General features: G+C 65.6%; 16 protein-coding genes. 7 read left to right on the forward strand and 9 right to left on the reverse strand.

The features are described from left to right. Positions 1-81: 81 nt before the first annotated feature. Positions 82-1,671 carry a gamma-glutamyltransferase family protein gene (locus ABIA90_RS40845; RefSeq protein ID WP_354121266.1) on the reverse strand — a complete coding sequence of 530 codons (1,590 nt, stop codon included), beginning with the start codon at positions 1,669-1,671 and terminating at the stop codon, positions 82-84. 128 nt (positions 1,672-1,799) lie between these two features. Here ABIA90_RS40845 and ABIA90_RS40850 point away from each other — a divergent pair, with 128 nt between their 5' ends. After that, the gene (locus ABIA90_RS40850) at positions 1,800-2,573 is read left to right on the forward strand and encodes an enoyl-CoA hydratase-related protein (RefSeq protein ID WP_354121267.1); all 774 of its coding nucleotides are present in this window, start codon (positions 1,800-1,802) and stop codon (positions 2,571-2,573) included. Between the two features lie 21 nt (positions 2,574-2,594). Here ABIA90_RS40850 and ABIA90_RS40855 read toward each other — a convergent pair whose 3' ends face one another. Both ABIA90_RS40855 and ABIA90_RS40860 read right to left on the reverse strand, forming a co-directional pair. Beyond that, on the reverse strand, positions 2,595-2,771 hold the full coding sequence (locus ABIA90_RS40855) for a hypothetical protein (RefSeq protein ID WP_354121268.1): 177 nt from the start codon (positions 2,769-2,771) through the stop codon (positions 2,595-2,597). Between the two features lie 9 nt (positions 2,772-2,780). After that, positions 2,781-3,014 carry a DUF6894 family protein gene (locus tag ABIA90_RS40860; RefSeq protein ID WP_014497658.1) on the reverse strand — a complete coding sequence of 78 codons (234 nt, stop codon included), beginning with the start codon at positions 3,012-3,014 and terminating at the stop codon, positions 2,781-2,783. A gap of 207 nt (positions 3,015-3,221) precedes the next feature. Between ABIA90_RS40860 and ABIA90_RS40865 the strand changes: the two genes are divergently transcribed. From ABIA90_RS40865 to ABIA90_RS40875, 3 genes are all read left to right on the forward strand, one after another. Continuing rightward, the gene (locus ABIA90_RS40865) at positions 3,222-5,288 is read left to right on the forward strand and encodes a PQQ-dependent sugar dehydrogenase (protein WP_354121269.1); all 2,067 of its coding nucleotides are present in this window, start codon (positions 3,222-3,224) and stop codon (positions 5,286-5,288) included. Further along, complete coding sequence (locus ABIA90_RS40870; RefSeq protein WP_354121270.1) at positions 5,245-6,186, forward strand: SMP-30/gluconolactonase/LRE family protein; 942 nt, start codon at positions 5,245-5,247, stop codon at positions 6,184-6,186. The genes ABIA90_RS40865 and ABIA90_RS40870 overlap by 44 nt, the downstream gene beginning before the upstream one ends. Positions 6,187-6,314: 128 nt before the next feature. After that, on the forward strand, positions 6,315-7,340 hold the full coding sequence (locus tag ABIA90_RS40875) for a histone deacetylase family protein (RefSeq protein ID WP_354121271.1): 1,026 nt from the start codon (positions 6,315-6,317) through the stop codon (positions 7,338-7,340). 188 nt (positions 7,341-7,528) lie between these two features. Here ABIA90_RS40875 and ABIA90_RS40880 read toward each other — a convergent pair whose 3' ends face one another. Further along, positions 7,529-8,368 (reverse strand): Crp/Fnr family transcriptional regulator, encoded by an 840-nt coding sequence (locus tag ABIA90_RS40880; RefSeq protein ID WP_354121272.1) that lies wholly within the window; start codon positions 8,366-8,368, stop codon positions 7,529-7,531. Between the two features lie 83 nt (positions 8,369-8,451). Continuing rightward, positions 8,452-8,646 carry a hypothetical protein gene (locus ABIA90_RS40885; RefSeq protein WP_354121273.1) on the reverse strand — a complete coding sequence of 65 codons (195 nt, stop codon included), beginning with the start codon at positions 8,644-8,646 and terminating at the stop codon, positions 8,452-8,454. Positions 8,647-8,729: 83 nt separating this feature from the next. On the opposite strand from ABIA90_RS40885, the gene ABIA90_RS40890 reads away from it, so the two are divergent. Genes ABIA90_RS40890 through ABIA90_RS40900 form a run of 3 tightly spaced genes read left to right on the forward strand, consistent with a single transcriptional unit; the run spans position 8,730 to position 11,735 of the window. Further along, positions 8,730-10,094: an ABC transporter substrate-binding protein gene (locus ABIA90_RS40890; RefSeq protein WP_354121356.1), complete on the forward strand. Its 1,365-nt coding sequence runs from the start codon at positions 8,730-8,732 to the stop codon at positions 10,092-10,094. Positions 10,095-10,098: 4 nt separating this feature from the next. Beyond that, positions 10,099-10,899 carry an ABC transporter permease gene (locus ABIA90_RS40895; RefSeq protein WP_354121274.1) on the forward strand — a complete coding sequence of 267 codons (801 nt, stop codon included), beginning with the start codon at positions 10,099-10,101 and terminating at the stop codon, positions 10,897-10,899. Beyond that, entirely contained in the window at positions 10,896-11,735 is an 840-nt protein-coding gene (locus ABIA90_RS40900) for an ABC transporter ATP-binding protein (protein WP_354121275.1), read from the forward strand. The genes ABIA90_RS40895 and ABIA90_RS40900 overlap by 4 nt, the downstream gene beginning before the upstream one ends. Here the strand turns inward: ABIA90_RS40900 and ABIA90_RS40905 are convergent. From ABIA90_RS40905 to ABIA90_RS40920, 4 genes are all read right to left on the reverse strand, one after another. Continuing rightward, entirely contained in the window at positions 11,732-12,712 is a 981-nt protein-coding gene (locus tag ABIA90_RS40905; protein ID WP_354121276.1) for an LLM class flavin-dependent oxidoreductase, read from the reverse strand. The genes ABIA90_RS40900 and ABIA90_RS40905 overlap by 4 nt on opposite strands. Next, entirely contained in the window at positions 12,709-13,440 is a 732-nt protein-coding gene (locus tag ABIA90_RS40910; protein WP_354121277.1) for a 4'-phosphopantetheinyl transferase family protein, read from the reverse strand. Before ABIA90_RS40910 ends, ABIA90_RS40905 begins: the two co-directional genes overlap by 4 nt. Before the next feature lie 233 nt (positions 13,441-13,673). Then, a complete protein-coding gene (locus ABIA90_RS40915; protein WP_014497648.1) occupies positions 13,674-13,844 on the reverse strand; it encodes a hypothetical protein in 171 nt (56 codons plus the stop codon). 142 nt (positions 13,845-13,986) lie between these two features. Next, the gene (locus ABIA90_RS40920) at positions 13,987-20,430 is read right to left on the reverse strand and encodes a non-ribosomal peptide synthetase (RefSeq protein WP_354121278.1); all 6,444 of its coding nucleotides are present in this window, start codon (positions 20,428-20,430) and stop codon (positions 13,987-13,989) included. Positions 20,431-20,475: the final 45 nt, after the last annotated feature.

Consider the following 20,475-nt stretch of genomic DNA (forward strand, 5'->3'; position numbering starts at 1 on the left):
TCCTGTTAGGCACGCATCTGTCCGTTCGGCGAACGAACATCGATCGCGGTGTTGCGTGCAAATGCGGAGGAGTCGTGACGCTCAGGATTCGGCGACAGCGTCGGCCCAGGGCTGGAAGATCTCGACCGCGCCTGAATTCGTATCGCCCTCGCGCATCACCACGCTGGGGCAGGCGAACTTCTGCGGCAGGGCCTGCACTTGCGTCTCTTCATAATCGAAGCGTGCGGAAAGTGTTTTGCGTACGTCCGCCGGCAGTCTGATGTCGCCGATCACGACCGCGCCTTCGCTGGCGTCGATACGCGGCTGGTGGATGGCCGTATCGAGGTCCATGCCGAAATCCATCGCAAAGGACACGAGCTGCATCACCGACGGCAGGATGCGGCGGCCGCCGGAGGCGCCGACCGCGAGACGCCTACCGTCCTTCGTTTCGGCGATGACGGGCGTGTAGTTGCAGAGGCAGCGCTTCCCGGGTGCGAGCGAGTTGGTGGTGCCCGGCGTCGGGTCGAACCACATGATGCCGTTGTTCATGGCGATGCCGGTGTGCGGCGTCACGTATTTCGAGCCGAAGGACGAGAGCAGCGTCTGCGTCACCGCCGCGATATTGCCGTGGCGGTCGACCACGGAGAAATGCGTGGTGCAGGCGGGCGCCAGATATTCGGCGCCGAGCGAGCGCTTGCCGTCGGCATCGCCCATGTCCTTGAGCCGCTCGCGGAAGGCCGCTTGCAAGGCGAGCGCATATTCGCTGTAGGTGGTCGCGTCGGGTGCGCTTCCCGGCTTCAGACTCTGCTGCAACAGCCGCAGCGCATACGCCATTGTCGGTCCGGCCGTGAGCTCCGGCGTCGCATACACCTTGCCGTCGCGATAGGGGATCGCCAACGGCTCGCGCAGATGGGCGCGAAACGCGGTGAGATCCTCCACCGACAGCGAGCCGCCGTCGGCCTTGATGTCGGATGCGATGCTTTTGGCGAGATCGCCCTGGTAGAAATCGCGCGGACCGGCAGCGGCGAGGTGCGACAACGTCGCCTTCAACGTGGCCAACGGCAGCCGCGTCTCGGACTTGATGCCCCACGGCGCGCTCGGCGGCAGGCCATCCTTCAGGAAGGTGGCCGCGCTCGCGGGATAGCGCTTGAGATCGGCTGCCGATGCCGCGATCGTCAGCGTGGTCCACCAATCGACCAGCAGGCCTTCGCCGGCGAGCGCGGCGGCCGGCGCGACCAGATCTTTCCACGGCATTTTGGCGTAGCGGCGATGCGCCTCCTCCATGCCGGCGACGACGCCGGGCACGGCGACCGAGCCGGGGCCGTGGATGTTACGATCGTCCTTTACCCGCGGCCACGGAAACAGATCGGAGGCCGCGCCTTCGCCGCTGAGCCGGTAGTCGGTGGTGCGCAGGCTCTGTGGCGCGCACATGCCGTAGTCGATCACCTCGGTGCGATTTTCCTTGGCGCGGTAGAGCACCATGGCGCCGCCGCCGCCGATGCCGCTGTTCCAGGGCTCCAGCACGTTCAGCGCAAAGGTGGTCGCGACGATCGCGTCCACGCAGTCGCCGCCCGCCGCCAGCACCTGCGCGCCCACTTCGGCCGCCCGTCGCGATTGCGAGGCGACGATGCCGCCCTTGGATGTGACGGCGGGTTTGCGGACGGCTTGGGCGAGGCTGAACTGATGAGGCATGATGTCGTCTTGATCTCTGGATTCGGTTGTTCTGGCTTCGTTGCGCTGACGCGGAAGCTGCAGCATTGGCGGGGCGCGCGAAGGATGGCACATTGCCGCCAACGAGAAAATCCAAAGGGAGACGCGGCATGGCAGGTGTGAAACAGGCGCGGGATGGCGCCGTCGGAATTCTGACCCTCGACGAGCCGGCGAGCCTGAACGCGATGACGCCGGACCTGCTCGGCGCGCTCGCCGCCGCCGTCGCCGAGATGACCGGGGATGAGGGCATTCGCGCACTGGTTCTCACCGGCGCGGGACGCGGTTTTTGCTCAGGACAGAATTTAAAGGCATCGGAAGCGCTGGGCGAGGACATCGCCGCCGGCGTGATGCGCTTCTACTGGCCGGCGTTCAAGGCGTTGCGCGAATGCCGCGTGCCTGTCGTGGTCGCCGTCAACGGCGTCGCGGCCGGCGGCGGCTTCAGCCTTGCGATGGCCGGCGACATGATTGTTGCGGCGCGGTCGGCGAGCTTCATCCAGGTGTTCAGCCGCATCGCCCTGGTGCCTGATCTCGGTTCGACTTGGCTGCTGCCGCGGCTGGTCGGCCGGCAGCGCGCGCTCGAGCTGATGCTGCTGAACGAGCCCCTGACGGCCGAACGCGCGCAGGAGATCGGCCTGGTGCGGCAGGTCGTCGACGACGCGAAGCTGATGGACGAGGCGCTGGCCCTGGCGCGCCGTCTGGCGGACGGCCCGACGCGCGCTTTGGTCGCAACGCGTGCGCTTGTTGAGGAGAGCGAGCATGCGGCTTACGAGGCGCAGTTCCGCCGCGAGATCGAGGTTCAGGCCACGATCCGCAAGAGCGCCGACGCCATCGAAGGCCGCACCGCCTTCGTCGAGAAGCGCAAGGCGAAGTTTACGGGGAGGTAGGGGTGCAGCCGCGGACTGCGCTCAGAGCCCGCGGTCCAGCCGGCTGGCCTGATATTTGGCGTGCCATTTCGGGCCAGGCCCACGCATGTAGTGAAGCTCGGGGCGGTAGGGGTTGCCTGCGATCCGCACCAGCTTCTGCCACTTGGTGGCGACGAAGTTGAGGGGCTGGCGGAGCAGGGTTAATGAAGCGAACAGCACGGCATCACCTCAATGCGGCTTGCCGAGCATGGCGGTGAAGGGAAGGTCGAAGATCTCCTCGCCGTCGGAGCCGCTGACATGGATCACCCAGTCGCGCCAGTCTTCGGCACCCGGGGTGTAGATCATCGAGTGCATGATCTGGGCCGCACGGTCACGCGCCTCGGTCAGGCTGGCCACCGCGGTGCCGCTGCGATCGATCAGCGTGCCTTCGGTGTTGGAGCAGTGAAAATAGACCTGGACCATATGCGTCTCCTGTCGGGAGCGACTGGGATGGCAAATCGATACCACCCGAGGCCTTTGCGAAACATTCGGGGCGAGCCCGGTAAGGGAATCTACGGAGATTGGTCGCTGCGAAGGCCCGAGCGGGTTTGATCACAGGGGGGTGATGATCAACTGGACGGCGTTCCCATGGCATGGAACAACTTTGGACCGAAAGTCCGGGGGACCGCCGTGAACCAGCTCACATTCTGGCATGAACGCCGAAGCTTGTTTGCGGCGATCGTCGCCGGAGCGCTGTTCGGTCTTGCCCCGGGAGCCTCCTCCGAGCCGGTGAGGAAAAGCGGCTACGCGATCGGCACGGAAACCTGTGGCAGCGGCGATCTCGCCTTTCCCAGAATCCAGATCGACATGAAGGCGGGATTCTGCGCCGGTCTCGTCGCCAGCGAAGAGGATCGCCTGAAATTTCCGCGCTCGATCATCCAGGTGCCAGGCCGTGACCTGTTCGTGGTCGCCGACATGGGGGGCTGGGGCCACACCGATGGACGGTTGCTGCTGCTCGATCCGCATGCGCCCCAGGGGCAGCGGTTCAAGGAGCTGCTGACCGCCATCGAATATCCGTTCGGCCTCGTGGTTGGCCCGGACAAAAAGTTGTACGCCTCGACCGCGGAGACGATCTTCCGGTTCGATCCGCTCGCCGACAATCCCCGCAGCACGGTCGAGACCATCATCCGTCATATGCCTGGCCGCCGGATCACATTGCCTGACGGCACCAGGCTCGACGAGAGCGCGCATCCGCTCAAGCAGTTCGTCTTTGACAGGAACGGGCGGCTGTTCGTCAATGTCGGCTCGCATAGCGACGACTGCATCACGCCGGCGCCGATCACAAGGCCATGCGCGGCGGCCGAGGGCGCGTCCGCGATGGCCTCGATCTGGCTGTTCACACCGCCCGCAGGCGGGACCTTCCCGGCGCTGAAGCCGGCCGATCCGGACCCGCCGCACACCGTCTATGCGCGCGGCCTGCGCAACTCGATGGCGCTGGCGCTGCATCCGAATTTTCCCGATGCCGGCTACGCCTTCCTGCAAGGCGAGAACGGCCGCGACCTGCCCGACATCTTCAAGCCGAACGAGGAGATCAACGCGATCGAGCAGGGCAGGCATTATGGCTGGCCCTATTGCTACGACCTGTCGACGCCGAGCCCCGAATTCAAGCTCGTGCTGCAATCCGGGGTCTACAAGTCGCTCTGCACGGCCAATGCGCTCTACAAGGCACCGTTCTCGCTGATGCCGCCGCACGGCGCGCCGCTCGCGATGCTGTATTATCACGGCGCGAAATTCCCGGAGCTGGAAGGCAAGCTGCTGGTTGGCCTGCACGGCTATCGTCCGACCGGCAGCCGCGTCCTCGTCCATGACGTCGACGACCATGGCTTCCCGAAGCCTGCCCCGGCGCCGGTGCGCTACCACGTCAGTTGCGCCGCCGATCCGACCCACAGCTTTCAGGCCGACGCCGGCGACGTCGCCGCCGCGCCATTCGACGAGCTGATCGCAGGCTGGCACCGCGTCAACGGCGCGCGGCCGCAAGGCGCGCCTGTCGGCATGACGGTCGCGGAGGACGGCGCAATCTGGCTGGTCGAGGACAAGAACCAGACGGTAATCCGCATCGATCGCGCTGCTGGCGATCCGCCGCCGCTGCCTTGCGACATGCGCAGCCAGGCGCTGATCGATCAGCTTGCCGCCTTCGTCGCAAAAGACGCGCAGAACAGCATCCGGCTCACCACGCTGCGTAAGGGGCTCGTCGAAAAGCACTGCGTCGGCTGTCATTCGGATTTCGGCCTGAAGGCAGGGCAATCGGATGCGGAAAAGGACGCGACGGTGCTACGCTTCATGCTGTCGCAGGACGGCTGGATCTATCCGGGCGATCCAGGCTCCGGCAAGCTGCGCACGCGGCTGCGCGGTATCGGCGCCGAGAAGCTGATGCCGCCGGGCGGCGAAAGCCTGCCCAGGACCGAACCTGGCTACACGCGCGTGCTCGATACCGCGGACCTGCTGGTTGCGAAAATGGTTCCGGGCACGCGGATGCGGATCAAGTCCGGCCCGCCGCAGCGCAAGTTCTTTGGCAAGACCAACAAGGAATGCGGCGAAATACCGGCCGCCAAGGTCGTTGTCGTGACACAAAGGAGCGCTGTAGACAAACCCGGCTTCAGCCGATTCTTCCGGCCTGCCGATCCCTATCTGAATGGCGAGTGCAGCGACGACGATGGCTATTACATCCGGCAGGAATTTCTGGTGCCTGTGCAGTAGCGTCCTTCTCGTCATCGCGGCATCGCCGGCCCATGCGGAAACAAAGCTGTTCGAAAGCGTGCAGGTGACGCCGCCGGGCGAATACACCTTCGGCATCGAAGGGCCGGCGGCCGATCTCGACGGCAATCTCTTCGTGGTCAACTTTGGCAAGCCCGGCACCATCGGCAAGCTGCCGGCGGGCGGCGCGGCTTCGGAGCAATTCACGGCACTGCCCGCGGGCAGCGTCGGCAATGCCATCCGCTTTGCGCGTGACGGCACCATGTTCATCGCCGACTACAAGAAGCACAACATCTTCGCGATCCCGAAGGGCGCGAGCGAGCCCGTCGTCTGGTTTCATTCCGACGAGATGAACCAGCCCAACGACATCACCATCGCGCGCGACGGCACGATCTATGCGAGCGATCCGAACTGGAAGGGCAGGGAAGGCCACATCTGGCGCATCGCCAAATCCGCGGACGGCACGGTGCAGGGGCAGGTGATGTCGGCGCCGCGCGCGATGGGCACCACCAACGGCATCGACCTCAGCCCTGACGGCAAGACGCTCTATGTCGGGGAATCCAGCAGCGGCGAAATCTGGTCCTACACCGTCCGCGGTAACGAGCTCACCGGCGCAAAACTCGTCAAAGCCTTTCAGTCCGACACCGTCGACGGGCTTCGCACCGACGTCGCCGGCCGTCTCTATGTCGCGCGCATCCTCAAGGGCACCATCGCGCTGATGAAGCCCAATGGTGCGGTCGAGCGCGAGGTCGCGCTGAAGGGCAAGGAGCCGACCAATCTCGCCTTCGGCGGCAGCGACGGCAAGACCGTCTTCGTCACCCAGCGTCAGGGCGGCTTCGTCGAGTCCTTCCGCACCGACCAGCAGGGCCGCGAGCACTGCCTCCAGCGCGGGCGCTGCTAGAGCGTCACCGGCGGTCTGCCTCCGGCGCAGAGCAGCACCAAAGCGGCGGCATTCTTCTTGCTTGCATCTGGCCGCCGCAGGCATTTAGACATCTGTGGGCACCGTCAACGCGACCACGGAGTGTTTGAGTGAAAGCCGTCCATACCGAACTGCATCGCAGCCACGATCCGCAATTCTTCCTGGTTCGCGGTGTCGTCAAGCGCACCACGGAGCAGCCCGAGCGCGCCGATCGCCTGCTCAAGGGGTTGAAGGACGGCAAGCATCAGCTGGTCGAACCGACGACATTCGGGCAGGGGCCGCGTGCGCGGATTCACAGCCCGGAATATCTGTCGTTCCTCAGCGAAGCCTGGGACGCCTGGACCGCGCTCGGCGATTCCGGCCCGGAAATGATCGGCAACATCCATCCCGTTCGCCATGCCGCGACCTATCCCACCCACATCGTAGGCCGCCTTGGCTGGCACACCGCCGATACCGCGGCGCCGATCGGTCCCGGCACCTGGGCCGCGGCCTGCGCCGCCACCGACGTTGCGGTCACGGCAGCGCAGATGGTGATGGACGGCGAGGATGCGACCTATGCGCTCTGCCGCCCGCCCGGTCATCACGCCTACCGCGACATGGCCGGCGGCTTCTGTTTCCTCAACAACAGCGCGATCGCAGCCGCGCATCTGCGATTGAAGCATGAGCGCGTCGTGATCCTCGACGTCGACGTCCATCACGGCAACGGCACGCAAGGAATCTTCTACGCACGCCCTGACGTCTACACGGTGTCGATCCACGCCGATCCCATCGCGTACTATCCTTATGTGTGGGGCTACGCGCATGAGCGTGGCGAAGGACCCGGCCTCGGCGCCAATCTCAACATCCCCCTGGCCATCGGCACCGGCGACGACGGCTACATCCAGGCGATGGATGTCGCGCGCAAGGCGATCGAATCCTTTGCACCCGGTGCCCTCGTCATCGCACTCGGCTTAGATGCCTCCGAGCATGATCCACTGAAGGGCCTCGCCGTCACCACGCCGGGCTTCCGCCGCATCGGCCAGGCGATCGCGAAGCTGGGCCTGCCGACCGTGTTCGTGCAGGAGGGCGGCTATCTCTCGGATATTCTGGGCGCGAATTTGACGTCGGTGCTGGCGGGGTTTGAAGAGGCGCGGTGATCTTCGCCTCTCCCCACGTGCGGCCGGCGATCGTCTGTGAACGTTTACGAGAGGTCGTCATGCCCGGGCTTGTCCCGGGCATCCACGTTCTTTGCGCCGAGGGGTGAGACGTGGATGGCCGGGACAAGCCCGGCCATGACGCTGAGGGTGCTTCAACGCCCAAAGCGCTAGCGCTGGAGAGGCGAACCTCAGTCCTTGAAAAGGATCTGCTCCAGCAGGTCGATCCGCCTGATCTGGATGGTGCTGCCGTCGATGGCGATGATGCGGCGGTTCTGGAAACGCTTCAGCATCATCGTCACCCATTGCCGGGTCGAGCCGACCATGGCGGCGATCTGGTCATGGGTGATCTTACGGTTGATGACGATGGTGTCGCCGTCGGCCGTGCCGTGCAACTCCGACAGCGTGAGCAGGAACTGCGCCAGCCGCTCGATCACCGAGCGCGTGCCGAGGATCTGTGCCATCGAGGAGTAGCATTTGCCCTTGGCGATGAGACCGTCGATCAGCGCCAGCGCGAAGCTCGGCATGCCGGTCAACAGCTTCTCGAGCGCCGGGCCGGAGAGTGCCGCGATCTCGCAGGCCTCGATGGCGATGCCCGACCACATGTGAATGCCACCGCCGGATATCTCGGGGCCTCCGATGAAATGTCCCGGCGTCCAATAGGCGAGCGTGATCTCGCGGCCCGACGGCGCGGTGTAATAGACCCGCACCTGTCCGCGGCGGATGATGAAGATGCCGTCGTGGCCATCGCCCTGGCTGAATACCATTTCGCCCTGCGGCACCGAGATGATGCGGCCGGCCGCGTGCACGCGCGCCTGCTCCGACGCGGACAAACGGTCGAGGAAATGCGCGCCGGCATTCAGCCCGTCGATCGTCTCGCTCATGAACAGCGCCGAGCTTGCGGGCCTTGCACGCGTGCTGCGGACCCGCCGCGTCTTCTTGTGGTCGGTCCAGTCGAACGGAACGCCTGCATGAGGCCGGTCGCCAAAAGCGGCAGGCTCGGTCGCGGCAGCTTCCTTGAGTATGGTCATCGCAATCCGTCAGCTCTCCAGGGGCTTGCGAATAGGTAAGTGCGGCGGTGGTGCGATGTCCATCTCTTTGCGATCGTTCCAAATCACTTAGCAAAGCTTGATGTGTGCGGCGACCGGCCGCGAAACGATTCCTCTGTCCACGGCTTCGTCCTGAGAAAATCCTTTGCGTCGTTGCGCGACGGAATCATGACGCGAACGTCCTGCGACAGCAACGCAAGTAATTGCTTCAAGCGTTGCGCCGCGCCTTCGATAGTGCCGGCCAGCGTTGTCGCCGGCACGCGCCCGGCCTCCCGAGGACAGTTCGATGATCGAATTCGGCTCTTTGAGACTCAGTGTGGCCATTGTGGCCATCACCGTTGCGATGTTCGCGCCGGCCCAGGCGGAGACGATCCGTGTGGCAGTCGGGACGCAGGACACGACGATCAATTGCGCGACCGGGGGACTCCTCATTCGCGAGCTCAAGCTGCTTGAGAAATTTCTGCCCCATGACGGCAAGTACAAGGATGTCACCTACGACATCCAGTGGAAGAATTTTACGAGCGGCGCGCCGCTTACCAACGAGATGGTCGCAGGCAAGCTCGATTTCGGCGCGATGGCTGACTTTCCGGGCTCGCTCAACGGCGTGGCGTTCCAGAAGGCCGGACGCCGCAGCCTCTTCATCAGCGTGCTGTCCGGCAGCACCAAGGGCAGTGGCAACGGCATCGTGGTGCCGTCGAGCTCGCCGGTGCAATCGCTTGATGAGCTCAAAGGCAAGACCATCTCGGTTCCCTTCGCCTCGACCTCGCACGGCATGCTGCTCCGCGCGATCGAGGCCAAGGGCTGGAATCCCGAGACCGACGTCAACATCATCACGCAGGCGCCGGAGGTTGCGGGGCCGGCCTTGCAGGCCGGCAAGATCGAGGCGCATGCCGACTTCGTTCCGTTCGCCGAACTGTTCCCGTGGCGCGGCTTCGCGCGCAAGATCTTTGACGGCGCGCAGGCCAATGCCCCGACATTCCACGGTGGGTTGGTCGACGCGGAATACGCCGAGAAATATCCCGAGATCGTCGTCGCTTATCTGCGCGCAGCGCTGGAAGCGGATCGCCTGATCGCTGAAGAGCCGGAGAAGTACAGCGAGCTGATCGCGAAGGTGACCGGCATCGAGGCGGAGGTCGACTACCTCTTTCACGGGCCGCTCGGTCTTCAGACCCGTGATGTGACCTGGAAGCCGGAGTACCGCCAGGCGGTCGCAACCTCGATCAAGACGCTGAAGCTGCTCAAGCGCGCGGACAGCGATCTCGATATCAACCAGTTCGTCACCGACAAGTTCATCCGTATCGCGGCAGCGCAGGCGGGGCGCGACTACGACTCCGAACTGAAGAACTATGCGCAGCTTCCGCTTCGCGCCAGGGACGCTGCAACGGGCGCCGAGATCAGCGACTTCAGCCGCGTCGCGCAGATCTGGGTCAAAGACGAGGCCCATGTGCGTCACTACGCGTCGCCCGAGAACGCGCTGAAGGCGCTCGCCGGCCTCGAGAAGGACGGCAAGACCATCCGCGTCGTCTACGCTCAGGATCGCGAAAGCGGCATCAAGCTGTTCGCAAACCAGGCCTGGTTCGTGCGGTCCTCCAGGGGCGAGCTGAGCGCGTTCCTGCTCAAGCAGGCGGCCGAGGGCTGGTCGAAGAAAAACGGGGGCGCGGTGCTCGACTTCGCGGCCGCGCGCGAGTCCCTCGTCGCGAGCCGGTGAGGCGATGGCCACCGCTATCAAGGCGCGGCCTGCGGGCATCCGCTGGATGGTCCGCGGCCTTTCGATCCTGGCCTGCATTGCCCTGTGGCAGGTCGCTTCGACAACGCATCTCAATCTGGGGATCGTGACCTTCCGCAACGTGCCGCCGCCGGTCGAGGTCGTTCAATCCGCGCTCGCCCTGTTTCGTTCGCCGAAACTGACGGCACACGTCACCAGCAGCCTCTGGCGCGTGTTCGCGGGCTACGGGGCGGCGGTGGTGATCGGCGTGATCCTTGGTTTTGCCATCGGCCGGTCACGCGCCGCGAGCGATCTTTTGCTGCCGCCACTGGAATTGCTGCGGCCGATTCCGGCCGTGGCGTGGATACCGCTGTCGATCTTGATGTTTCCGTCGTCCGAGCTGTCGATGATCTACATCACCTTCATCGGTGCCCTATTTCCGATCGTGCTGAACACGGTCCACGGTGTCGCGAATGTCGACCGCCGGCTGGTTGCCTCGGCCCGCAGCCTCGGCGCGGGGGAGTTGGCGATCCTGAGCGAAGTCGTGCTGCCGGACGCCGCGCCCAGCATCGTCACCGGGCTTGCAATCGGCATGGGCACCTCGTGGTTCTGCCTCGTCACCGCGGAGATGATCTCGGGCCAGTTCGGCATCGGCTATTACACCTGGGAAGCCTACACGCTGCAGAACTACGCCGACATCATCGTCGGCATGCTGATCATCGGCCTGCTCGGCATGGGTTCGAGCTGGCTGCTGACGACGGCCGGGCGGCTTCTGATGCCCTGGCGTAGCCCGAGGGTGGCGCGATGAACATCCGGGTCGCGGATATCGGCACGAACAGCGTCGGTCGGATCGACTTCGCCGATGTCTCGATTTCACTCGGATCGGGCGGCGATGCATTCGTAGCGGTCAGCGGTCTCGATGTCGCGATTGCGCCGGGCGAGTTCGTCTGCATCCTCGGTCCCTCCGGCTGTGGCAAATCCACGCTGCTCGGCGCGCTGGCCGGGCATTTGCCGATCACGGCTGGCCGTCTCACGGTCGACGGCCAGCAGGTCCAGAGCCCGAGCCCGGACCGGGGTATGGTGTTTCAGCAGCACACGCTGTTTCCCTGGAAGCGGGTGCGTGACAATGTCGCCTTCGGCCCGAAGATGCGGGGTCTCGGGAGGAGGGAGCGCAACCGTGCCGCCGACGCGATCCTGAAGCTGGTCGGCCTTTCCGGCTTCGAGGCGTTCTATCCCGCGCAATTGTCGGGCGGTATGCAGCAGCGCGTGGAAATCGCGCGGGTCCTGATCAACCAGCCGCGGGTGCTGCTGATGGACGAGCCCTTCAGCGCGCTCGACGCGCAGACGCGCGGCATGATGCAGGAGGTTCTGCTCGACATCTGGAGCAAGATCCCGACCACCACGGTCTTCGTCACCCACGACATCGACGAGGCATTGTTCCTCGCCGATCGTATCGTCGTGATGAGCGCAAGACCCGGCCGGGTGATCGAGGACATCGTGCTGCCGTTTGCGCGACCGCGAAGCCACGATCTCGTCACCGAACCCGAATTCGTGCGCCTGAAGCGGCATGTCATGCAGCTTTTGCGACGGCCGGAAGGCAGCGAGCCGCTGGCACGGCTCAGTCCGCTCGGCGTGACGTCCTAGAACATCCCGCTCGCCGCGAGCGCCTTGCGGACGTGCTGCATCTCGGCCTCGTCGGCGACCATGTCGAGCATGATCGTGGTCAGGCCCTTCGCCGCAAAATTCCTCAGCTTTGCGCCGATCTCGGTGTAGCTGCCGACGAGATAGGGGCAGTCGGCCTGGAAGGTCAGGAACGGCAGCAGCCAGTAGCCATTGTCCGCGAGCTCGCCGCTCTGGCCTTCATACAGCCGCCGCTTCCACACGGAATCGCTGTTCTCCACGGTGAGCGCGAGCAGCTCGCGATCATCGGGATTGTCGCGGAAGCGTGCCTTCGCGGCTTGCCGTGCCTCGTCGCGTCCCTCGCGGGCGAAGATGCCAAAGTTCATTCCGGGCGCATCGAGGCCGCGATCGAGATCGGGCGGCAGCATCTGCATCTTGATGCAGCCGGTCTCCTTCGCCACGCGCTGCGCCGCCTCCGACTGGCCCGCGACCAGGAATTCCGGCATCAGCTCCGCCGGCAGGCGCGGGCGAAGTTGCAGATTGCTTGCGCGGTAGAACCGGCCGTCGAAATTCACCGGGCGAGGGCTTTCCAGCAATTGGCGCATCAGCGCGACGAATTCGCCGAGCCTGACGTAGCGGTCGGCATGCGACTGCTCGTCGCCCAGCCCCTGCAAATCGCTGACCGCGGTCCCCGTGATCATGTTGAGATAGACTTTGCGGCCGTGGAGCTGCGCAAAGGACGAGACGAATTTTGCCGCGGTGAACGGGTGCATGTAGACGGGATTGACCGCGATCAGCGGCGAGCTTCGCGTGGTCTCACCCATGATGTGCTGGGCCATCGCCCAGGGCTCGACGAACACGTCGTTGCCTTCGAACAGCAGGATGCCTTCGAAGCCGTTGCGGTCGGCGAACTGTGCCACCCGCATCAGCTCGCCGACATATTTCTTGGGATCGCGGTTGCGCGAGATCGCGGGAAAGACGCGCAGCCGCGGGGGCGTCATTCAGCCGCTTCCTGGAACGGCCAGGAATTGCGGGTGATGGGAAGGCCGCCGTGCGCACGGGAGCCGTCGGCGATCGCGAGGCGATGCGAGGGCGACGGCGAGCACAGCGAGAAGCGCCATGCATGCGGATCGTCGGCGATATCGGGCTTGAAGCTGATCTCGATGGCCTCCCGGGACACCTGCATCGCGAAAGCGTCGAGCGGCAGATTGAGCCCAAACCCCCTTGCCTTCAGATAGGCCTCCTTGAGCGTCCAATAGTCGAAAAAGCGCTCGATCGCGGCGGGCTCCGGCAGTCCGCGCAACGTTTCGACCTCCTCCGGCGCAAAGAAGCGAAGCGCGGTGGACAGTGGCGCGACCCGCCGTGACACGGTTTCGACGTCGACGCCGACGGTCTCATGCCGGGAGACGACGCAGGCAACGCAGCCATCGGCATGGGACAGGCTGAAATGCAGCGCGGTCGAGGTCGCGGGCGCCGCGACAAACGGACGCCCGTATCGGCCGGCCCCGAAGGACCAATCGGTGGGGGCGACGTTCGGTGCGGCCTGCGACAGCGCCAGGCGCAGCATCGCGTGCGCGAAGATATATTGCCGCCGATGCCGCTCGAACATGAAGCGGTCGGCGCGGATCCGTTCGTCGACCGAAAGCAGGCGTCGGCACGCATCGACTGCGCCCGGAGCGTCAATGGTCTCGATCAGTCCGACAAACAGTTCAATTCTGTCGTCTGCCATCAATAAGGCCCATGGCGTCAGGCGGAGGCCAAGTCTCCGGCCCTGACGGAAGAATCAACTGAGCAAGAATCAACTGAGCGGACCGCTTCTAACGGTCCACCCGGGCAATTTCTTGTCGATTTGCAGGCCGGTTTACAGGCGCAAGCTTGTGCGAGACCCCAACTCGACGAGCGAGCGGCCCATATCCGGAAAGTGAAGCCTGAGGATTCGTGCGGCGTCCCGGCCGACGATCCTTACTTCTTCTTCTTCTTGGCTTTCTTCGCTCCGCCCAGCATCGAAAGGCTGGCGTCGACATCTTTGAGCGCGGACTGGAGCTTCTTCTTCTCGGCGCCCAGCAACTTTTGCAGGGCCTTGCGGTCCTTGTCGCTCAACGAGGTACCCTTGGTAAATTTGATGAAACCCATAACATACTCCCCCGGTTGAAAATAATCGTCCAAATCAAATCGAGGGAATAATCTTGCGCGCTGGCGCCAAATAATCAAGATGCAACTTGGTCATTCACAGCTTTGGCGAGTGAACCTGTGTTCTCCCGGCCCGCACAGCCGGTCATGCCGCCCTGCGAGCGAGTAATCGGCCGAGCGGCGCGTTGGGGTGGGCGACGGCCGCATCCAGCAGCGCGACGAGATTCGCCATCCACTCACCGACCCTGCGGCCATCGAGCAGCTCGCCCTTGTAATTGCATGAGCCGGTGATTCCGGTGGGGCGCTCCTTGAGCATCAGCGACAGCCAGGTCTGGTCGATCGGCAGCACCGGCTGGCCTTCGCGCGCGACGTTGCCGATCGATTCGATCGTGACGTCAGCCAGATCGAGCGGCTGGCGCAGCGGATTTTGCAGGGTGAAATAGACCTGCAGCAGCGAGGCCGGATCGATCCCCTCCTGCTCCAGATGGTCGGCCAGGATGTTGAACGGCAGCTCCTGGCGCGCATGCGCGTCGAGCACGCTCTGGCGCACCCGGGCCAGGGCTTGCGCGAACGACAGCTCCGGCGTGATTCGGGTACGGACGATCACCGTGTTCTCGAACGGACCGACGACCCGGTCGGTATCCGGCTGGGCGCGATTGGCCATGGCGGTGGCGACCGAAATGTCGTTGCGGCCGCTCTGCGCCAGCAGCAGGGCTTTCAGGCCGGTGAGAAGGCACATGAAGAGCGTGCTGTTATGCCGGCCGGCGAACGCCGTGAGCCGGCCGATCAGCTCGCGCTCGAGGCTGACAGGGTGATGCCCGGTGGACGCGCCGGGGCTTGCTTCACCGTCGAAGACGGGGGCCGCGCCGCGCAGATTCTCCGTCCAGTCGGCGGCCTGGCGGCGTGCGGCGTCGGTGCCGCACCACCAGCGCTGCCAGCGGGCGACGTCCGAAAAGGCGAGCGGCAGTTTCGGCAGCGGCACGGACGGACGTCCGGCCAGCGCCGCATAGCGATTGGACAGCTCCTCGAACAGCACGCCGATCGACCAGCCGTCGGCAATGGCATGATGCAGCGTCAGCAGCAGCACATGATCGTCGGCATGGAGCCGCAACAGCCGCGCCCGCAACAACGGCGGCCGCGCGGTGTCGAACGGAGCGTAGGTCTCCTGCTCGATCAGGAGATCGATCTTCCTGAGTTCGAGGGCTTTGCGCCGCTTGTTGTCATGGGGACGTCCGTCGCCGATGACCTCGATCGTGAGGGCCGGTCCGAGTTCGCCGGGGGTTGCGATGCGACTGACGGGCTCTTCGCCGCTCCGGCCGAATCCGGTCCGCAGCGATTCGTGGCGGCGCACGATGTCGCCGAACGCCTGCGCGAGGGTGGTCGGATCGAGCGGGCCCTGGAGGCGGAAGGCAAAGGGCAGGTTGAACAGCGGCAGGCCCGGCAGGTTCTGCTCGATCCGCATCATCTGGTCCTGTGCGATCGAGAGCGTTGGGAGCCCGCTTTCAGTAGGCCGCAGCATGCCTGTCGCCGGCTTACGCGGCTTTGCTGCCACGGCCTCGTCAACCCGCCGGGCGAGCTCTTCGATCGTCGGAGCCTCGAAGATGGTCTTGATCGGCAGCGACACCCCGAGCGCACGGGCGACGCGCGCCATCGCCTGGCCCGCCAGCAGCGAATGGCCGCCGAGATCGAAGAAATTATCGGTCACGCCGAGGCTCTCGACCTTCAGCAGGTCGACCCAGATGTCCGAGAGCACTTTTTCGGTGAAGTGCCGCGCCGGCACGGCGGCGTCCGGTGCGGAGACGTCCTGCTGCGCGGGCGCCAGCAGCGCCGACCGGTCGATCTTGCCATGGGCATTGAGCGGCATCTGGTCCAGGAACAGGAATGCGGACGGGATGGCATGGCCCGGCAACCGGCTCTTCAGGAAGTCGCGCAGCTCGCTGGCGCTGCTCTGGCTGCCGGCCCTTGCGACGATATGGGCGATCAGCCTGACATCGCCGCTCGCCTCGCGGCGCGGCTCGACGATGCCGGCGCGCACCGCAGGATGGTCGGCAAGCGCGTTCTCGATCTCCTTGAGCTCGATACGGTAGCCTCGGACCTTGACCTGATGGTCGGCGCGGCCGAGGCATTCGATGGTGCCGTCGGCGCGGCGGCGTGCGAGGTCGCCGGTCCGGTACAGCCGCGCGCCTTCCTGGCGCGCGAACGGATCGGGCAGGAAACGCTGCCGGCTCTGCGCGGGATCATTGATGTAGCCGCGGCCGACACCGGCGCCGCCGATGCAGAGCTCGCCGGTCACGCCGACCGGCAGCGGCTGGAGGTTTTGATCGAGCACATGGAGCTGGGTGTTGGGCAGCGGCGCGCCGACCGGGACGTTGCTCGTCGTCGCCGCCGGCGCCTTGGTCAGGCGATGCAGCGAGACGTCGTCGGAACATTCCGACGCGCCATAGGCGTTGATCAGCGGCACCTTCGGGCAGCGGGCGAACCAGGCGCGGCAGAGATCGACGGGCAGCGGCTCGCCGGTCGAGATCAGGAGCCGCAATTCCGCAAAGGCGCGCTGGACTTGCGCGTCGTCCATGCGGTCGAGGATCACCCGCAGCAGCGACGGGACGATCTCGAGCACGCTGATGCCTTCACGCTCGATTTCCCGCGCGAGCAGGATCGGGTCCTGCACGATTGCGTTGGCGCAGACATGGACGCGGGCGCCGACCATGGGACCGGCAAGGAACTGCCAGACCGAGATGACAAAGCTCTGCGGCGCGGTCTGGGCGATCACGTCCCTGGCCGTAAGGCCAAGCTCGGAAATGAGCGACGCCAGATGGTTCGACAGCCCGCGCTGCTCGATCATGACGCCCTTCGGCGCGCCGGAGGAGCCGGATGTGTAGATGAGATAGGCGAGGCTCGCGGCTGCGCGCCGTGCGGCGCGGGCCGGCCTGGTCGATCCGGGTGCAATCGCGTCCTCGAGCTCGGCGACATGGATGCGCTCGACCAGCGGTTCGAGCAGCGCCTCGACCATGGCCGACTGGGCGCGCCCGGTCAGCAGCATGCGGGCGCAGCTCGATCCGAGGATGGTCGCAAGCCGCGCCGGCGGCTGGTCGGGATCGAGATTGAGGAAGGCCGCGCCCACGCGCTGCGCGGCGATCATCGCGGCGAGCAGGTCGGGCCCGCGATCCGCAAGCAAGGCGACAACGCTCTCGGCGCCGACACCTTCGCGCGCGAGCCAGCGTGCGGCCGCCTGGCTGCGGCGCGCCAGCTCGCGATAAGTCAGGGAGGTGCGGCCGTCGGAGACGGCGATCGCGTTTGGTGTCTTCTTCGCCTGGCGCTCGAGGCGTTCGCAAAGATTGCCGCGCGTGGTGAAATTGGCCACCACGCCCTGGCCTTTCGCCAGCAACTGCCGGCGTTCGGCCTCCGTCAGGAGCGGCAGGCGCGAGATGCGCTGCTCCGGATTGGCGATCACGGCCTTGAGCAGGGTCTTGAACTGAGCGGCCATGCCTTCGATGGTCGCCGCGTCGAACAGATCCGTGGCGTATTCGAAGAAGCCGGTGAAGCGGCCGTCGGCCTCGACCAGTTCGAGCGTGATGTCGAAGCGCGCGACTTTCGGGTCGACCTCAAGCCGCCGCGTCGACAGGCCGGGGAAACGTGCCGCCTCGATCGAGGCGTTCTGGAGGATGAACATGATCCGGAACAGCGGATTGCCGTCGCTCCGGCGCGCGATCTGGAGCGCGCGCAGCACTTCCTCGATCGGGAGGTCCTGGTTGCGGTAGGCATCCAGCGTGACCTGCCGTACCCGCCGCAACATCTCGCCAAAGCTCGGATCGCCGCCAAAATCGTTGCGCAGGATCAGGGTGTTGGCGAACAGCCCGATCAATCGCTCGCTCTCGATCTGGTTGCGGTTGGCGATCAGCGATCCCGTCGCGACATCCTCGTGTCCGGTGTGGCGGAACAGCAGGCACTGGAAAGCCGCGAGCAGCGTCATGAAAGGCGTGACGCCCTGGTCCTGGCTGAGCGCGCGCAGATCGGCCGACAGTGCCTTGGAGAATTCGAGATAGTGACGGGCGCCGTGACCGCTCCAGACCTCCGGCCGTGGCCGGTCGGTCCGCAGCGGCAGCGTGGTGACGCCGTCGAGCTGGGTCCGCCAGTAATCGAGCTGCTCCTTCGCCGCCGGCGCCTGAGCCCAGCTCTGCTGCCACAGCGCAAAGTCGCGATACTGGAAGGCGGGCGAGGGCAATGTCACCGCGCTTGCCTTGCGTGCAGCGGAATAATGGGCGGCAAGCTCCTCCCAGAACAGCCGCTGCGACCAGCCGTCGGTGACGAGGTGATGGACGTTGACCACCAGCGCGTGGCTGGATTTGTCGAACGACAGCAGGGTGACCTTCAGCGGCGGCTCGCGCGCCAGGTCGAACGGATATTGCGCGAGCTCGAGCGCCTCGCGCCGGATGATTGCGCCCTGCTTGTCCGCGGCGCAGGGCTTGAGCTTGATCTGCTCGAATCGCGGAGGTGATTGCAGCACCCGCTGCGCCGGCTCGCCCTCGCGTTCGATGAAGACCGAGCGCAGCGCCTCGTGGCGCGCGCAGATCGAGGCGAGGCTCGCAGAAAGCGCGGCGACGTCGACCACGCCCTTGAGAACGGCGACCTCGACGACGTTGTAATTGTAGCGGGTCGGATCGAGCCGCGAGAGCACATACATCCGCTGCTGCTGGAACGACAGCGGTGCGTCGGCTGCCGCCGCCTGGCGCCATGCGGGCAGCATCGTCTCGCGATGGGTTGTGGCGGCCTCGATCCGGGCCGCAAGCGCCGAGACCGTGGCGCAATCGAAGATGTCCTCGAAGGAGAAGTCGACATTGAAGCGTTCGCGCAAGCGCGAGCGCATCTGCGTCGCCGCGAGCGAGTCCGCGCCGAGCGCAAAGACATCCTGGTCGATGCCGACCTGCGGCAGCTCCAACAGACCAGCCCAGATCCCCGCGAGCTGGGTCTCCAGCGCGTTGCGCGGCAATTGCGCTTCGACGCCATGCTCCGCGGTTGCGATCAGATCGGCCAGCGCGTTGCGCTTGACCTTGCCGCTCGCGCCTTTCGGAAGTGCGGCCACGCCGCGGATCAGGCTCGGCACCTTGTAGGCCGCAAGACGTTTGCGCGCGAACTGCCGAAGCTGGTCCGGAGTTGCTTCGGAATTCGGGCGCAGCACCACGACGGCGGCGACGTTTTCGCCGAGCTTCTGGTGCGGGACGGCGAACACGCCGGCCTCCAGCACCGCCGGATGGCTCAGCAGGACCTCTTCGACCTCCAGGGGCGAGATCTTCTGCCCGCCGCGGTTGATGACGTCCTTGATGCGGCCGACGATGAAGAGATAGCCGTCGGCGTCGAGATAGCCGAGGTCGCCGGTCCGGAACCAGCCGTTGCGGAAGGCGGCCCGTGTCGCCGCCTCGTCATTATAATAGCCGCGGCTCATGTTCGGCCCGCGCAGCATGATCTCGCCATGCTCGCCGCTCGCAAGCGTGCGGCCCGCCCCGTCCATGATTGCGATCTCGGGGCCCGCAGCGCGGCCGACCGATCCGACCTTGCGCAGCTCGAACGGATTGGCGGAGATCTGCGACGCCGCTTCCGTCATGCCATAGGTCTCGAGCACGGGAACGCCGAACATCGCCTCCAGCCCGTTCAGGATCGCGGGCGCGAGCGAGGATGAGGCCGAGCGGATCACGCGCAGCGACGACGACCGGGCGCGGTCAGGGTCGGCCTCGGCCGCCGTCAGCAGCGCGCGATGGATGGTCGGCACCGCCGTGTACCAGGTCGGTCGCAGCTCCCGCATCCAGCCGAAGAAGGACAATGCGTCGAAACCGTTGGTGCAGATCACGCTGGAGCCCGCGGCCAGCGCCGTCAGCAGGCCGGAGATCAGGCCATGGGCGTGAAACAGCGGCAGGGCATTGAGCAGGCGGTCGTGGGCTGCGAGCGACAGCACGCGGCCGGCATTGTATGCGGACAGGCACACATTGCGCTGCGTCAGCGGCACCATTTTCGGCCTCGCCGCCGTGCCTGACGTCAACAGGATGAAGGCGTCATCGTCGCCGCGCGAGGCGCCGCTCGTGCTGGCCGGCCCGACTGCCGGGCCGATGAACGCGCAGCCGCCGAGATTGTCGTTCGGTCCCGGCACGAAATCGATCACCGCGATATCGAGCGCCTTGGCAACGTCACGACTTGGTGAATTCATGTCGGCCCGGGTGACGAGCGCGGTCAGCTTCAATTCGCTGAAATAGCGCTGCAGCTCGTCGGCCGTCAGATCGGGATTGACTGGGACGCAGGCGCCGGCCGAGGCGACCGCGATCAGCGCCAGCGCGCTGTCGGCGCCGCGCGGCAGCGCAACGGCAATCCGGTCGGCAGGGGCAATGCCGAGCCCCCGCAGGGTGCGGACCAGTTGCTGGATCAACTCACCCAGCTTGCCGTAGGTGAGGGCCGGCCGGCCCGGTGCGAGGAGAGCCGGTGCCGCCGGCGTCTTGCGCGCATAAAAGTCGAGAAGGCCGCCGATATCGGCAAACGTCCTGGTTTCGGCGCCTGCGCTGTCCGAATCCTCTCCCGCCACGGATGCAATGTGGGACAATGCCATTCCCTTTTGATCTGATTGAGCTATTCTTCCCAAGACTTAGGGAGC

This window comes from Bradyrhizobium sp. LA6.8, assembly GCF_040547935.1.
GTDB classification, from domain to species: domain Bacteria; phylum Pseudomonadota; class Alphaproteobacteria; order Rhizobiales; family Xanthobacteraceae; genus Bradyrhizobium; species Bradyrhizobium barranii.